This is a genomic window from Paracoccus ferrooxidans (assembly GCF_029909815.1).
Lineage (GTDB): Bacteria > Pseudomonadota > Alphaproteobacteria > Rhodobacterales > Rhodobacteraceae > Paracoccus > Paracoccus versutus.
Window position 1 is genome coordinate 1,786,759 of record NZ_CP038198.1, and the last position, 14,536, is coordinate 1,801,294.

Consider the following 14,536-nt stretch of genomic DNA (forward strand, 5'->3'; position numbering starts at 1 on the left):
CGCCATGGTGGCGGGCGGGGCGGAGGGGGTCAGTAATCGCGTTCATAGAACAGGCCGACGGTGCTTTCGCCCTCGCTGTCCACGGACCCGCGCGCGGTCAGGGTCGGGGAAATATCCAGGTTCAGGTTCAGCTTGGTCTTGCCGTCGCCGCCGACCTGCACGTCGGTATAGAGGTTTTCGGACAGGTATTTCCCCGCCCGGACCGAGACGTTGCCGTCGTCGTCCGTCGCCAGGTCCAGGTCATCGAGCCCGGTCGAGGCGCGCAGCCGCCCGACGATCCCCTCGCCGCCGCGCCCGGCCAGCGTCGCCACCGCGCTGGCCAGCTGCGCGGCCTGAAGCGCGCTGATATTGTCCAGCCCGCGGCCGAACAGCAGGTGCGACAGCACCTCTTCCTGCGGCATCTCGGGCGAGGATTCAAAGGTGATCTCGGGATCCTGTGCCTCGCCGTCGATGATGATGCGGGCGGTGATGTCGTCCTGCACCGTCTCGGCCACCAGCCGGATCACCGGGATCATGCTGCCCTGCAACTCGATCAGCCCCTCGGTCATGTCGAACCGCTTGCCCAGCAGGTCGACCCGGCCGCGGATCAGCTCCAGCTGGCCGATGGGGATCGGCTGGCGGGCATTGCCGGTCAGGCGCAGCTCGCCGCCCAGTTCCGCATCGACGCCGCGGCCGCGGATGAAGACCTGGGACGGGGCCGAGACCAGCAGGTCGAAGCGCGCCGGGTTGGCCGGCGGCGTCGCCGGCGGCGCGGCCATGCCGGCCTGGCGCGAGGCCTCGCTGGGATATTCCAGCAGCCCGGCCTTGGCGCGGGTCTGGCGCTGCGGCGGGCGTTCCGAACGGTGGATGATGTCCGGGATCGCCTTGGCGCCGCCCAGCCCGGTCGAGGGGATGCGCAGTTCCGTATGGCCCACGTCGATGCGGCCCGAGACCAGCGGCCCCTGTCCCACCGTGCCCGCGACATTGATCGCGCCGTTCACCAGCGTCTCGTAAAGGTTCGGGTCGCGCAGCACCACGTTGGACAGCTGCACGTCCAGGTTCATCTGCCGGTCGCCGACCAGGTTGACCGGGCCGCTGACGGTGATGAGGCCGCCGGCCTCGACCGCGCCGCGCAGGTCGACCGCGATGCGGCCGGCGTTGAAATCGGCATTGGCGTTCAGGCTGCCCACGGCCAGGCCGAAGCGCGGCTCGGCCAGCCGGCCGTTGGTCAGCGCCACCCGGCCGGACAGCGATTCCAGCCCCGGCCGCCCGTTCAGGCGCAAATCGAAGCTCAGCGGCCCCTCGACCGAGCGGGTGCGCAGGAAGGGGTTGGCGGCGGCGGCATTGCTGCTGCCGCTGACCGCGATGTCGGCGGTGGACAGGTCCGTCGCCGCCGAGCCCGTCACCCGCGCCTGGGTATTGCCCGGCCCCGAGGCGGTCAGGTTCACGTCATAGGCGCTGCCGGTGTTGCGGATGGTGCCGGCGACCGTCGCCGGGCCGGGAAAGCCCGGCACCACCAGGGCCAGGTCGTTCAGCCGGGCGTCGAGGTTCAGCCCCTCGGTCGGGCTGCCGTCGCCGGTGATGCTGAACTGGCCGTTGCCGGCGCGCAGCCGGCTGACGGTCAGGCTGCCGTCCGGGCGCTGCGCGGCGGCCAGGTCGAAGCTGGTCTCGCCCGCCAGCACCGCATCGGCCTGCGGGTTGCCGACGCCCAGCCCGCGGGCCGAGCCGTTGGCGGTGATCTGACGCCCGCCGCCCTGCTGGTCCACGACATGGCCCGAGGCGCTGACCGCGCCGCGGAAGCCGCGGCCCAGGAAGCGCAGGTCGTCGGCGCGCAAGGTTGCGGTCAGGTCGGTGGCGCCCTGGCCCACCCGGCCCTCGGCGCCCAGGTTCAGGCGCGGGTTCTCGACGGTCGCGGTCTCGATGGTGAACACGCCGTCGCGCTCGATCCCGTGCAGCGCCAGCCGGGTCTCGCCCACCAGCGCGCCGTCGACCTGCGCCTGGCCAAAGGACAGGTCGGTGCCGGTGCCGGTCACGTCCAGCCGCCGCGCGCCCGAGCCGTCGTCCTTGAAGCTGCCCTGCGCATTCAGCGCGCCGCGCCAGCCGCGGCCGAAGCTGGCCAGCGAGCGGATCTCGGCCCGGCCCTCCATGTCGGTGCCGCTGGGGGCGATGCGGCCTTGCGCCGTGGCCAGCATCTGCTGGTTGGTCAGCTCGAAATCATGCACGGTGATCTCGTCGCCGCGTTGCTCGGCCGAAAGCCGCAGGTCGGTCACGCCGGTCAGCGCCCCGTCCACGTCCTGCTGGCCCAGGCGCAGGTCGGTGCCGCGCCCGGTCAGCTCGATCCGGCGGGTGCCGTCCTGCTCCACCGCCGTCGCCTCGGCGGTCAGCCCGCCCGAGAGGCCGCGCCCCAGCACCGCCAGGTCGGGCATGGACAGGTTCAGCCGGGCATCCATCGCCCCTTCGGCGAAGCTGCCCCGGCCTTCGGCATCGACCTGCGGGTTGGTCAGGCGGAGGGTCTGCACCTCGAAGCCGCCCTGCGCCTCGGCGGCCTCGACCAGCAGGTCGGTTTCGCCCTTTAGCGCGCCGTCCAGCTCGGCGATGCCGGTGACAAGATCCTGCGCCTTGCCGGTCAGGGTCACGCGGCGCGCGCCCGCCGCGCCGGTGGCGCGAAGCTCGCTGCGGACCGAGCCCGACATGCCGGGGTCGGCGACCGACAGGTCCGGCATCTCGATGGTCGCGGTCAGGGTGCTGGAATAGCTGTCCAGCCGCCCCTGCGCCTCGGCCGTCAGGTTCCGCGCGTTCACCACCAGCTTGCGCAGGTTGATGCCCGAGGTGTCGCGCCGGGCGCTGAGTTCGATGCGCGACTGGCCCGCCAGCATGCGGTCGGCATGATCCTGGCCGATGCGGATGTCGTTGCCCAGAACCTCTGCCTCGACGTCGAAGCCCTTGCCCAGCAGCGCGTAGCGGCCCTTGATATGGGCATCGGCGGTGCCGCCCAGCTCGCGCCCGGCCAGCGTCGAGAAGCGCGCGACATTGCGGTGCTGCGCGGTGATGTCGCCCGACAGCGTGATCCCGGTCCGCAGGCCGGAGACGGTGGTCTCGCCCTTGAAGCCGAAATCCTCGCCGTTGATGTTCATGCCCCAGAGCCGCAGCGCATTGCCGGGGGTGAAGGCAAAGTTCAGCCCGCCGTTCAGCACCCGGCCCAGGGCCTGCGCCAGGCCCGGATCGGTCGGCGCCAGGTCGTCCATGCCAAAGGCGATCCAGCCGCGCACCTCTTCCAGCGCCTGCTCGGCGGTCAGGGTGATGCGGCCGCGCCCGTCCAGCCGCAGCTCGGACAGGGCGATGTCGTCGCGGACGATGTCGCCCACCACGCCCTTCAGCACCCAGCCCGAGCCCTGCGCGGCGTCATAGTCCAGCCGCAAGCTGCCCGAGCGCACCGTGGTCGGCCGGTCGGCCCAGGGCAGCAGCACCGGCAGCTGCGCAGCCCCCGCATCCTGCCCCAGCAGCAGCGTCAGATGCGCGCTTTCCGGCGCGCCCCGGCTGGTGGTGGCCAGGTTGCCGTCCAGCCGCAGCGCCTCGGTCGCCAGCCGCAGCGAGGGGACGACCAGCCGGCCATCCTGCCCGCGCCAGCCCTCGGCCAGAAGCTGCGACTGCGTGCCGAAGAAGGCGCGGTGCTGCGGCGGCACCAGCGCGGCCACGTCGCCGCCCAGCTCGGCGCGGAAGGCGGTGCCGGGGGCGCCGTCGCGCTCGGCCGCATCGACCGAGACGGTGCCGGTCACGCGCGGCTGGCCGTCGGTCGCCAGCTGGATATTGGCGGCGAAGTCCGACATGGGCCCTTCGCCGGTGATCTCGGCCCGCACGGCGGGGCGGTCGTGCAGCTTGACCGCGTTCGCAAACAGCCCGTTGCGGTCCTCGTCCAGCCGCAGGTCCAGGCGCAGCACGCGGGTTTCGTTGGAAAAGCCCGTATCCAGGACGAATTCGCCGCGCGGCCCGTCCACGCGGTTGATGGTCAGCCTGGTCTCGCCCTCGCCGCCCGACAGGTTCATCGAGCCGTCGATCGAGATCACCGCCTCCTGCCCGATCACCGGCTGGCCCAGCTCAACCCGGTCGACGGCGATGCGGGCGATGTTCACCCCCACCGGCAGCTGCGGCAGGGAAAACTCCCGCGCCTCGGCCTGCGGCGCGCTCTCGCCGGTGCCGGGCAGGCGCGGCAGGATGATGCGCTCGGCCGAAAGCTCGTTGATCTCGACCCGCCGCGCCAGCAGGGCCGAGCGGGTCCATTGCATGGCGCCGTTCTCCAGCGTGATCCAGACGCCGTCGTCGTCGGCGATGGTCATGCGGTCGAAGGTCGCGCGCGAGGACAGGGCGCCGCGGAAGCCCTCGATCACCACCTGCCGACCGGCGCCGGACAGCTTTTCCTCCAGGAAGCGGGTGATGAAGCCGCGGTCGTCCTCGACCTCCTGCGAAATCTCGGCGGCGCTGTCCTGCGCCAGCGCGGCCAGCGGGACGGCCAGCGCAAGGCCGAGGGCGACAACAAGACGATAAGCCAGATCACGCATCAGAACGCCTGCCCCAGACCGATATAGACCTGCACCCCGCCGTCGTCGCCATCGCCGCCGCCGACCGGGGCGGCGATGTCGAAGCGCAGCGGCCCGACCGGGGTGCGATAGCGGATGCCCGCGCCGGCCCCGGCCTGCCAGCCGCTGGCGCCGGACCAGCCGCTGTCCTCCCAGACCCGGCCGGCATCGGCGAACAGCGCCAGCCCGATGCGCTCGCGGACCTGGATGCGGGTCTCGGCGGTCAGGGTGACGATGGACATGCCGCCGGTGCGCACCGTGCCGCCGCTGTCGTCGGGGATCACCTCGACGCCCAGCGATTCATAGGAATGGCCGCGCACCGTGCCGCCGCCGCCGGACCAGAACAGGTAGTCGCGCGGGGTTTCCTGGATCTCGGGGCCGACCACGGTGCCCAGCCGCGCCCGGCCGGCCAGGGTGAAGCGGTCGTCGGTGCCGAAGCTGTAATAGACCCGCCCCTCGGCCAGCACCTGCGCGCCCGAGCCGGTTTCGTCCTGCAGGCCGACGAAGGGGGTGACGCCGCCCGACAGCCAATAGCCGCGCTTGGCGTCGGTCGGCTCGTCGCGCTTGTCCCAGATCACGCTGGTGGGCAGGGCGAACAGGCGGAAGTCGGTGCGGCCGCTGTCGTCGTCCACGCGCAGCGCCCGGTATTGCAGGGCGATGTCGGCCGTCAACTCGTCGCTGGGGATCCAGGTGAAGCCCAGGCCGAAGGTGCCGGACTTGAGGTCGTAATCCTCTTCCTGCAGGCTTTCGACCTTGGCCAGCACATAGCCGGTAGTGTCGGCGGTGATGGTGGCGGGCCGGTCGATGCGCAGCCCCAGGCTGTAGTCGCGCCCGGTATCGCCGCCAATGTCCGAGACGCTGGCGTCGACGCGCAGCCGCTCGCCGCCGCGGAACAGGTTGCGGTTGATCCAGTAGCCGGTCAGCGACAGCCCGTCGGTGTTGGAATATTCGAAGCCCGCACCCAGCCGGCGCAGCTTTTGTTCCGTGACCAGCAGGTCCACGTCCAGCGTGTTGCCGGGGCCGATCCCGTCCGCCTCGGTCAGGGTGATGGCCGAGAACACGCCCGAGCGGCGCAGGCGCTTCCTGACATCCTCGAGCTTCTCGGGGTCGAAGCGCTCGCCCTCGGGGAAGCCGGCGATCTTGCGCAGGCGGCGCGGGTCCATGCGCTGGTGGCCGCGGATGGTCAGCTGGCCAAAGCGCAGCTCGGGGCCGGGAGCCAGGCGGATGCGGCTGTCCACCAGGTTGCTGGCGTGGTCGGCGACGATCTCGGTCTCGGCCACCTCGGCCTTGGCGTGGCCCACGTCGCGCCAGCCCGCCACGCCGGCGGTGGCGGCGTTCTTCATGTCGCCGGTGCGGGCGATCTCGCCGCGGCGATAGTCGCGCGGCAGCTCGGTCCCCGGCGCCACCGGCGCGATCTCGGCCCGGCTGTAGCGAAAGCGCGGGCCGGGCTGGACCGAGACCACCACCCGGCGCACCACCTGGGGCGCGTCCAGCGGGGCGATGCCGGCGGCCTCGACCCCGTCCAGGGTGATGTCGATGATGCCCGAGTAATAGCCCTGGTCGTAAAGCACCCCCAGAATGCGGGCGTAATCGCCGCGCGCGGCGGCCAGCATGTCCTGCCCCGTCACCCGCCCCTCGTCCTGGGCGCTGACCAGAAGCGAGGTCTGCCGGATCGCCGGCAGCAGGGCGTCGTCGCCGCCAGTCACCTGGAAATCCAGGTCGACGGGGGAATTGCCGTTGCCGCCCCCCCGGCCGAACCAGCCCGAAAACGGCGAGGACGACGGCGAAGACGAGGGCGAGCCCGAGGACTGCGCCCAGACCATGCCCGCGCCGGTTGCAAGCACGATTGCGGCAGCCGTTCCTGCCTTGATCCAGCTTTTCATTGCCTGATTGCCCTGCTTCTGGCGGTTTTCCCGCAAGCATTGCAGGGCGCGTCAACAAAATCCAGCGCAGCTGCCCCTTTTGGGGCGATTTTCAGCGGATTGCGGCCAGACAGCCATGCAACGCGGCCATGTCGTCGCGGATCACGCCGACCGGAACCGCCTGCGGAATCCGCGCCATCAGCGGGTCGGACAGGAAGGCGCGCTCGAATATTTCGAACCGATCGGTGCAGGAACGCGCGACGCTGCCGGCCAGGAACAGCCCGTCCATCGGCATGAAACGAAAGGCAAGTTCGCGGCAGAGCAGTCCGAACAGGCGGGCATAAAGCGCCAGCGTCTTCTCGGCCTCGCCATCGCCCTGGGCCGCGGCGGCGACCACGGCCTCGGCCCGGCCCTGCGGCGCGCCCGTGCGCAGGGCGTGCAGCCGGGCAAGGCCGCGGCCGGCGAACAGTTCCTCGACCGAATCAATCGCCCTTGCGGCCGCACCCAGCGCCTCGGCCAGCGGTTCGGCCACGGAAAGCGGCAGGCGGGTGTGGCCCTCTTCGGCCTCGAGGCAGGCGATGCCGCCGCCCGGCAGCACCTTGACCGCGCAGACGTTGAAGCCGGTGCCGGCATTCACCACCAGCCGCTGCCCGTTCGACAGCGTGCCCTGCGGCGCAGCGCGCAGGAAGCCCGCGGCCTCGCCGTCCAGCGCCGGCGTGGCATAGCCCAGGGCGATCAGGTCGTTGATCAGTCGGGCGCGCGGCGCGCCGGACAGCGCGCAGAGCCGCGCCGTGGAAAAGCTCCAGTCGCGATTGGTCAGCCGCGCCTCGTCGCCCCAGACCGGGCCGGCGACGGCGACGCAGACCGCCTCGATCTGCGGGCTGCCCTGCTGGCCCAGGAAGGCCGTCACCACCTCGTCGAAGCTGGCATGGTCGTCGCCGCGAAACCGGGTGATGGTGTCGGCCGCAAGCGCGCCGCCGCGTGCCAGCGCCATCCGCGCATTGGTCCCGCCCACATCCGCCAACAGGATCGCCATGCCTTCCCCCTTCTGCCGCGCAGCCCCTTGTCCGGGCCCTTCTAAGCCATCCCGCGCAGGGCTGCTAGCGCCAACATTCCGGCCGGGGTCGGCTTTGCCGCAAAGCCGCGGCGCGGGGCGCCTTGGGTTTGCAGCCAGGCGCGGGGAATGCTAAGGCCGCCCCAACCGAAAAAGGCGCGAGGGCCCCATGACCGATTACATCATCCGCGACATCGCCCTGGCCGAATACGGCCGCAAGGAACTGGACATCGCCGAGACCGAGATGCCCGGCCTGATGGCCCTGCGCGCCGAATATGGCGAGGCGAAGCCCCTGAAGGGCGCCCGCATCGCCGGCAGCCTGCACATGACCGTCCAGACCGCCGTGCTGATCGAGACGCTGGTGGCGCTGGGGGCCGAGGTGCGCTGGGCGTCGTGCAACATCTTCTCGACCCAGGACCACGCGGCGGCGGCCATCGCCAAGGCCGGCATCCCGGTCTTTGCCGTCAAGGGCGAGACGCTGCCGGAATACTGGTCCTATACCGACCAGATCTTCCAGTTCGCGGAAGGCACGGCGAACATGATCCTGGACGATGGCGGCGACGCGACCATGTATGTGCTGCTGGGCGCGCGGGTCGAGGCGGGCGAGACCGGGCTGATCGACGTGCCGGCCAGCGAAGAGGAAGAGGCGCTGTTCGCCCAGATCCGCAAGCGGCTGGCCGCCAGCCCCGGCTGGTTCACCCGCCAGCGCGACGCGATCCGCGGCGTCAGCGAGGAAACCACAACCGGCGTGCATCGGCTTTACGACCTGCACCGCAAGGGGCTCTTGCCCTTCCCGGCGATCAACGTGAACGACAGCGTCACCAAGTCGAAATTCGACAACAAGTATGGCTGCAAGGAATCGCTGGTCGACGGCATCCGCCGCGCCACCGACGTGATGATGGCCGGCAAGGTCGCCGTGGTCTGCGGCTATGGCGACGTGGGCAAGGGCTCGGCCGCCAGCCTGCGCGGCGCCGGCGCCCGCGTGAAAGTGACCGAGGTCGATCCGATCTGCGCGCTGCAGGCCGCGATGGACGGGTTCGAGGTGGTGCTGCTGGAGGACGTGGTCGCCAGCGCCGACATCTTCATCACCACCACCGGCAACAAGGACGTGATCCGCATCGAGCACATGCGCGAGATGAAGGACATGGCCATCGTCGGCAACATCGGCCATTTCGACAACGAGATCCAGGTCGCCGCGCTGAAAAACCACAAATGGACCAATATCAAGGACCAGGTGGACATGATCGAGATGCCCTCGGGCAATCGCATCATCCTGTTGTCCGAGGGGCGGCTCTTGAACCTGGGCAACGCCACCGGGCATCCCAGCTTCGTCATGTCGGCCAGCTTCACCAACCAGGTGCTGGCGCAGATCGAGCTGTGGGCCAAGGAGGGGGGATACCGGCCGGGCGTCTATATCCTGCCCAAGGCGCTGGACGAAAAGGTCGCCCGGCTGCATCTGGACAAGATCGGCGTCAAGCTGACCACCCTGTCGCAAGAGCAGGCCGCCTATATCGGCGTGACCCCCGAGGGTCCGTTCAAGTCCGAACATTACCGCTATTGAACGCACGGGCGCGGTCCCGCCGGGGCCGCGCCGCATATCATGGAGGAGGGGGCGCCAGATGTCCGACGATTGCCTGTTCTGCCGCATCGCGCGCGGCGAATTGCCCGCGCACCGGGTCCATGAGGACGAGCATATCCTGGCCTTCCTGGACCTGCATCCCATCCGTCCCGGCCATTGCCTGGTCATCCCCAAGCGGCATTACCCCTGGTTCGAGGATCTGCCCGAGGATCTGGCCACCCGCATCACCGGCTGCGCGCAGCGCCTGGCCCGGCAGATGAAGGCGCTTTACGCTGTCGAGCGGGTGGCGCTGTTCTATACCGGCATCCATGTCGCCCATGCCCATGCGCATGTCGTGCCGATGCACCATGTGCATGACGTGTCCTCGCAGGCCTATCTGAAGGACGGCATCGGCAGCTTCGCGGCCCCGCCGCAGCTGCCGGCCGACGAGGGCGTCCGCATCGCCCAGGCGCTGGCCCCGGCCTTCGACGGCTGAACGCGCGGTTTTGGTTGATATTTATTAGGCCGGCGCTAGGCTTTCCCCTGGGATGGACCAATCCGAAGGGGGACAGCGCATGAGCAAGCGCGACGATCTGATCGCCAAATACGCCGCCGACATGCAGGACAAGCTGGGCGTCGCGCCCGACATGGACCTGCTGGCCAAGGTGGTCATCGGCTGCGGGCCTTCGATCTACAACGCCGACGGGGAAACCGTGGCCGGATCGGACAACGCCGAGCTGGAGCGCATCAGGACCAACTACCTGGTGAAAAAGCTGGGCCTGCCCGACGGCCCCGAGCTTTCCGCCGCCATCGACGAGGTGATCGCGAAATACGGCAGCTCCAACCGCAACAAGTATCGCGCGGTGGTCTATTACATGCTCTGCACGCATTTCGGCAAACAGGCGGCCTATGCCTGACGGCGGTGACGCAACGTCACGAAAGGCCGCGGCCGGGCGCTGAACCCCGGCCGGGCGCGGTCAATCCAGCATCCGCTTGATCGCGCCGACATGGGCGGCGTCGGCGGCGCAGGCATCGGCGGCCAGCGCCGCGGCCTCGTCCAGCAGCGCCTCGGGCGCGACCAGCCGGTCGATCAGGCCCCAGGCCAGCGCCTCTTCGGCCGGGATCTTTTGCCCGGCCATCAGGATCATCTTGGCCCGCGACGGCCCGACCAGCGCGCGCAGGCGCAAGGGGTCGCTGGGCTGGGGCAGGAAGCCCAGGCGCATGACCGGATAGAAGATCTTTGCCCCCGGCACCGCCAGCCGCAGGTCGCAGGCCAGCACCATGCCCAGGGCGCCGCCCGCCGCGGTGCCGTTCAGCGCGGCGATGGTCAGGCAGGGCATCGAGGCGACGCGGGACGACAGCCGCTCCCATTGCGGGGACAGGGCCAGCCCGGCGCGGGCCTCGTCCAGGTCGGCCCCGGCGGAAAACACCGCGCCCTCGCCGGTCAGGATCACGGCGCGCAGCGCGGGCTCGGCGGCCAGCGCGTCGAAAGCGGCGGTCAGCTCGGCCAGCATGGTGCCGGTCAGCGAATTGGCCTTGGCCGGGCGCGCGATGGTGATGCGGCCGATCCCGCCGACGATTTCCCTGGTGATCATCATTCCCTCCTTGGACCCGCGCGCTGGCTGTGGCAAAAGCCGGATCGGTGTTTCTTATGCAATTCTCGCCGAAAAGGTGTTATGAAATGAACCTGCGACTGACAAGCTCGGCCTTGGCGCTGGCCGCGATGGCTGCCCCGGCGCTGGCCGATGTGACTTCGGAACAGGTGTGGCAGTCCTGGGTCGATTACTACCAATCGCTCGGTTATACCGTGACCGAGGGCAATCGCGACAAGGCCGGCGATACGCTGACGCTCAGCGATGTCGTCATCAACGGGGGCATGCCCGAAAGCCAGGTCGACTTCAGCGTTGCCCGGATCACGCTGAGCGAAAGCGGCGACGGAACGGTCAGGACCGTCTTTGCCGACCAGATGACCGGCGAGGCGCATGGCACCGATCCCGACGGGCAAGGCTATAGCGTACCCTTTACCCTGGATATTCCCGGCAACGTCATCGTCACCTCGGGCGCGCCCGAGGACATGACGCATGAATTCGACTATCCGACGATGGATTTCGCCCTGACCACGATCAAGAGCGGCGACAAGGAAACCCCGCTGCCGATCAAGGTGGGCGTAGCGGATTCGACCGGCACCTTCCATATCGTCGCCGGATCGCCGGCGAAATACGACTATGCGATGAAGTCGGGCCGGATCACCTTCAGCGGCGACGTGACCTCGGAAGAGGACGACAAGGTCAAGTTCGAGGGCAGCATCGACGGTGCCGAGACCTCGGGCGAGATGGCGGTGCCCGATGGCACGAAGATCGAAGAGGACATGAACGCCGCGCTGAAGGCCGGGCTTGCCATGGACGGCGTGCTGAAGGCCGGCGCCATGGCCGTCAGCTTCGACTTTGCCGGCACCGACGAGGACGGCCAGGAGACCAGCGGCGCGGGCAAATACGACGGCAAGGGCTTCGAGCTGAGCTTCGGCCTGTCGCAGGACGGCATGACCTACCAGGCCGGCTCGGATGCCGGCAGCTTCGAGCTGACCAGCAGCGACATGCCCTTCCCGATCAACTACGCCATCGAAAGCGGCAGCTTCGACATGCAGATGCCGGTGATGCAGTCGGACCAGGCGCAGCCCTTCAAGTTCGCCTATTCGCTGGCCGGGCTGACGCTGGGCGATGCGATCTGGAACCTGTTCGACGCGCAGGGCCAGCTGCCGCGCGATCCCGCCTCGCTGGACATCGACGTGACCGGGCAGATGAAGGTGACAAAGGACATCTTCGACCCGGCCAGCATGGCGCCCGCCTCGGACGAGGCCGAAGCCGAGGCCGACGGGACTGCGGACGGCGCCGAGGGCATGGAGGCGGCGGAGGCCGACCCGCAGCCCTTCGAGCCGGTCGAGGTCGCGATCAACCAGTTCGCGCTGAACGCGCTTGGCGCCAAGGTGAATGCCGAGGGCGCGCTGAAAGCCCCGGAAAGCGGCGACATGACCACCCCCGTGGGCGAGGTCCATGCCCGCTACGAGGGCGTGAACGGGCTGATCGACAAGCTGGGCGCCATGGGCCTGATCCCCGAGGACCAGATCATGGGCGTGCGGATGATGATGGCCATGTTCGCCAAGCCGGTCGCCGAGGGCGAGGACAAGCTGGAAACCAGGCTCGAGTTCAAGGAAGACGGCTCGATCTTTGCCAACGGCCAGCAGATCAAGTAACCCCTCCGGGGCGCGGCGCCCGGCGCCCTGACGGATCGCATCGCGGGGGCCGGGCGTTGGTGCCACGGCCCCCGTGTCCCATTCCAAGGTGAACCGCATGTCCGAATACCATCGACTCGAGGCTTTGGCGCAGCAGCTTCTGGCGGCGGCACGCAAGGCGGGTGCCGACCAGGCCGATGCCGTGGCGCTGGAGGCGGCCGCCGTCTCGGTCGATGTGCGCGCCGGGCACCTGGAACATGCCGAGCGCGCCGAGGGGGTCGAGATCGGGCTGCGCGTGCTGGTCGGCGGGCGGCAGGCCTGCGTCTCGGCCTCGGACCGCTCGGCCCGGACCATCGAGGAAATGGCCGCCCGCGCCGTCGCCATGGCGCGCGAGGCGCCGGTCGACGACACGCTGGGCCTGGCCGAGCCCGAGCAGCTGGCCCGCGACATCGACAGCACCCGGCTGGACCTTTACGACCACGATGCCGAGCCCACGCCCGAGCATTTGCAGGATCTGGCCCTGCGCGCCGAGGCGGCGGCGCTGGCGGTCGAGGGCGTCTCGACGATCGAATCCGCCGGCGCCAGCCATTCGCAGCGCCATATGTGGCTGGCGGCGAGCAACGGTTTCTCGGCCGGCTACGGGCGCAGCGGCCACAGCCTGTCCGCCGTCGCCATCACCGGCGAGGGGCTGGGGATGGAGCGCGACTGGGCCGGCGAAAGCCGCGTCCACGCCGCCGACCTGCCCGCGCCCGAAGAGATCGGCCGGCTTGCCGGAGAGCGCACCGTCGCCCGGCGCGGCGCGCGCAAGCCGCCCACCGGCGCCTTCCCGATCCTCTATGACGAGCGCGTCGCCTCGGGGCTGATCGGCCATCTGGTCGCGGCGGTGAACGGCGCCTCGGTCGCGCGCGGCGCCAGCTGGCTGCGCGATGCGCTGGGGGAACAGGTGCTGCCCAGGGGGTTCGACCTGCGCGAAGACCCGCACCGGCTGCGCTATGGCTCCTCGCGCCTGTTCGACGGCGAGGGGCTGGCGACCGCGCCGCGGCTGATCGTGGCCGACGGCGTCTTGCAGGGCTGGACGCTGGACCTGGCCACGGCGCGCAAGCTGGGCATGGACTCGACCGCCAATGCCATGCGCGGCGCGGGCAGCCCGCCCTCGCCCGGCGTGACGAACCTGGAGCTGACCGCGGGCGACAAAACGCGGGACGAGCTGATCCGCCAGATGGGGCGGGGGCTGGTCGTGACCTCGATGCTGGGCGCCTCGATCAACAGCACCACCGGGGATTATTCGCGCGGCGCCGGCGGCTTCTGGGTCGAGAACGGCGAGATCGCCTATGCCGTCAACGAATGCACCATCGCCGGCAACCTGCGCGACATGCTGCTGCGCCTGACCGCCGCCTGCGACCTGCCCGACTGGCGGGCCATGCGCGTGCCCAGCCTGCTGGTCGAAGGGATGACCGTTGCCGGCGAGTGACCTTGCGCTTCTGGAACAGGCCGCGCATGAGGCGGGCGAGATCGCGCTGCGCTATTGGCGGCGCGAGCCGCGGGTCTGGGACAAGGCCGGCGGCGCCGGCCCGGTGACAGAGGCCGACCTGGCCGTCAACGCGCATCTGGAGCGCCTGCTGCGCACGGCCCGTCCCGATTACGGCTGGCTGAGCGAGGAAAGCGCCGACGATCCGGCGCGGCTTCAGGCCGAGCATTGCTTCATCATCGACCCGATCGACGGCACCCGCGCCTTTATCGACGGGCAGGTGGGCTTTTCCCATGCGCTAGCGATCACCCGCGGCGACCGGGTGGTGGCGGGTGTGGTGCATCTGCCGGCGCAGCGCACGACCTATGCCGCCGCGGCCGACGGGCCGGCGCTGCGCGACGGCAAGCCCATCGCGCCTTCGGCGCAGGGGTTCGAGGGCGCGCGGGTGCTGACCGGCAAGCCGAGCCTCGACCCGGTCCATTGGCGCGGCGTGGCGCCGCCGGTCAAGCGCAGCTTCCGCCCCTCGCTGGCCTGGCGGCTGTGCCTGGTGGCGGACGGGCAGTTCGACGCCACGCTGTCCACCCGCCCGGCCTGGGAATGGGACGTGGCCGCCGGCAGCCTGATCGCCGCCCGCGCCGGCTGCGTGGCCAGCGACCTGTCCGGCGCGCCGATGCGCTTCAACGCGGCGCGGCCACTGACCGACGGGCTGGTGGTGGCGCCGCCCGCCCTGCACGGCCAGATGATCGCGGCGATGACCCCGCGGATGGTCCTGCCGGGTGGTCCGCTTGATGCCCCGCCGCCTGCCGACTAAG

10 protein-coding genes are annotated in these 14,536 nt (G+C 70.2%); 6 read left to right on the plus strand and 4 right to left on the minus strand.

Annotated features, from left to right (window positions below; translation table 11 throughout):
- Window positions 1–29: 29 nt before the first annotated feature.
- The 3 genes from E3U26_RS09010 to E3U26_RS09020 all read right to left on the minus strand — a co-directional run bounded on the left by E3U26_RS09010 (window position 30) and on the right by E3U26_RS09020 (window position 7,451).
- Window positions 30–4,535 (minus strand): translocation/assembly module TamB domain-containing protein, encoded by a 4,506-nt coding sequence (locus E3U26_RS09010; protein ID WP_243784707.1) that lies wholly within the window; start codon window positions 4,533–4,535, stop codon window positions 30–32.
- Window positions 4,535–6,436 (minus strand): autotransporter assembly complex protein TamA, encoded by a 1,902-nt coding sequence (locus E3U26_RS09015; RefSeq protein ID WP_243784708.1) that lies wholly within the window; start codon window positions 6,434–6,436, stop codon window positions 4,535–4,537. The genes E3U26_RS09010 and E3U26_RS09015 overlap by 1 nt, the downstream gene beginning before the upstream one ends.
- A gap of 91 nt (window positions 6,437–6,527) precedes the next feature.
- Complete coding sequence (locus E3U26_RS09020) at window positions 6,528–7,451, minus strand: glucokinase (RefSeq protein ID WP_243784709.1); 924 nt, start codon at window positions 7,449–7,451, stop codon at window positions 6,528–6,530.
- Between the two features lie 187 nt (window positions 7,452–7,638).
- Between E3U26_RS09020 and ahcY the strand changes: the two genes are divergently transcribed.
- From ahcY to E3U26_RS09035, 3 genes are all read left to right on the plus strand, one after another.
- Entirely contained in the window at window positions 7,639–9,030 is a 1,392-nt protein-coding gene (gene ahcY, locus E3U26_RS09025; protein ID WP_243784710.1) for an adenosylhomocysteinase, read from the plus strand.
- Window positions 9,031–9,088: 58 nt separating this feature from the next.
- A complete protein-coding gene (locus E3U26_RS09030; RefSeq protein WP_243784711.1) occupies window positions 9,089–9,523 on the plus strand; it encodes an HIT family protein in 435 nt (144 codons plus the stop codon).
- A 79-nt stretch (window positions 9,524–9,602) separates the two neighbouring features.
- Window positions 9,603–9,944, plus strand: a complete 342-nt coding sequence (locus E3U26_RS09035) for a DUF2853 family protein (RefSeq protein ID WP_499104747.1) — start codon at window positions 9,603–9,605, stop codon at window positions 9,942–9,944.
- A gap of 60 nt (window positions 9,945–10,004) precedes the next feature.
- Here the strand turns inward: E3U26_RS09035 and E3U26_RS09040 are convergent, their stop codons facing one another.
- Window positions 10,005–10,622, minus strand: coding sequence for an enoyl-CoA hydratase/isomerase family protein (locus E3U26_RS09040; RefSeq protein WP_243784717.1), 618 nt, complete (start codon window positions 10,620–10,622; stop codon window positions 10,005–10,007).
- 86 nt (window positions 10,623–10,708) lie between these two features.
- Here E3U26_RS09040 and E3U26_RS09045 point away from each other — a divergent pair, with 86 nt between their 5' ends.
- From E3U26_RS09045 to E3U26_RS09055, 3 genes are all read left to right on the plus strand, one after another.
- Window positions 10,709–12,277: a DUF2125 domain-containing protein gene (locus tag E3U26_RS09045; RefSeq protein WP_243784712.1), complete on the plus strand. Its 1,569-nt coding sequence runs from the start codon at window positions 10,709–10,711 to the stop codon at window positions 12,275–12,277.
- A 97-nt stretch (window positions 12,278–12,374) separates the two neighbouring features.
- Entirely contained in the window at window positions 12,375–13,727 is a 1,353-nt protein-coding gene (locus tag E3U26_RS09050; RefSeq protein ID WP_499104748.1) for a TldD/PmbA family protein, read from the plus strand.
- Window positions 13,714–14,535, plus strand: coding sequence for a 3'(2'),5'-bisphosphate nucleotidase CysQ (locus E3U26_RS09055; RefSeq protein WP_072461376.1), 822 nt, complete (start codon window positions 13,714–13,716; stop codon window positions 14,533–14,535). The genes E3U26_RS09050 and E3U26_RS09055 overlap by 14 nt, the downstream gene beginning before the upstream one ends.
- Window position 14,536 lies beyond the last annotated feature (1 nt).

Coding starts and splice junctions, on each gene's coding strand:
- E3U26_RS09010 (WP_243784707.1), bottom strand. CDS start 4,535: ATGCGTGATCTGGCTTATCGTCTTGTTGTCGCCCTCGGCCTTGCGCTG.
- E3U26_RS09015 (WP_243784708.1), bottom strand. CDS start 6,436: ATGAAAAGCTGGATCAAGGCAGGAACGGCTGCCGCAATCGTGCTTGCA.
- E3U26_RS09020 (WP_243784709.1), bottom strand. CDS start 7,451: ATGGCGATCCTGTTGGCGGATGTGGGCGGGACCAATGCGCGGATGGCG.
- ahcY (WP_243784710.1), top strand. CDS start 7,639: ATGACCGATTACATCATCCGCGACATCGCCCTGGCCGAATACGGCCGC.
- E3U26_RS09030 (WP_243784711.1), top strand. CDS start 9,089: ATGTCCGACGATTGCCTGTTCTGCCGCATCGCGCGCGGCGAATTGCCC.
- E3U26_RS09035 (WP_499104747.1), top strand. CDS start 9,603: ATGAGCAAGCGCGACGATCTGATCGCCAAATACGCCGCCGACATGCAG.
- E3U26_RS09040 (WP_243784717.1), bottom strand. CDS start 10,622: ATGATCACCAGGGAAATCGTCGGCGGGATCGGCCGCATCACCATCGCG.
- E3U26_RS09045 (WP_243784712.1), top strand. CDS start 10,709: ATGAACCTGCGACTGACAAGCTCGGCCTTGGCGCTGGCCGCGATGGCT.
- E3U26_RS09050 (WP_499104748.1), top strand. CDS start 12,375: ATGTCCGAATACCATCGACTCGAGGCTTTGGCGCAGCAGCTTCTGGCG.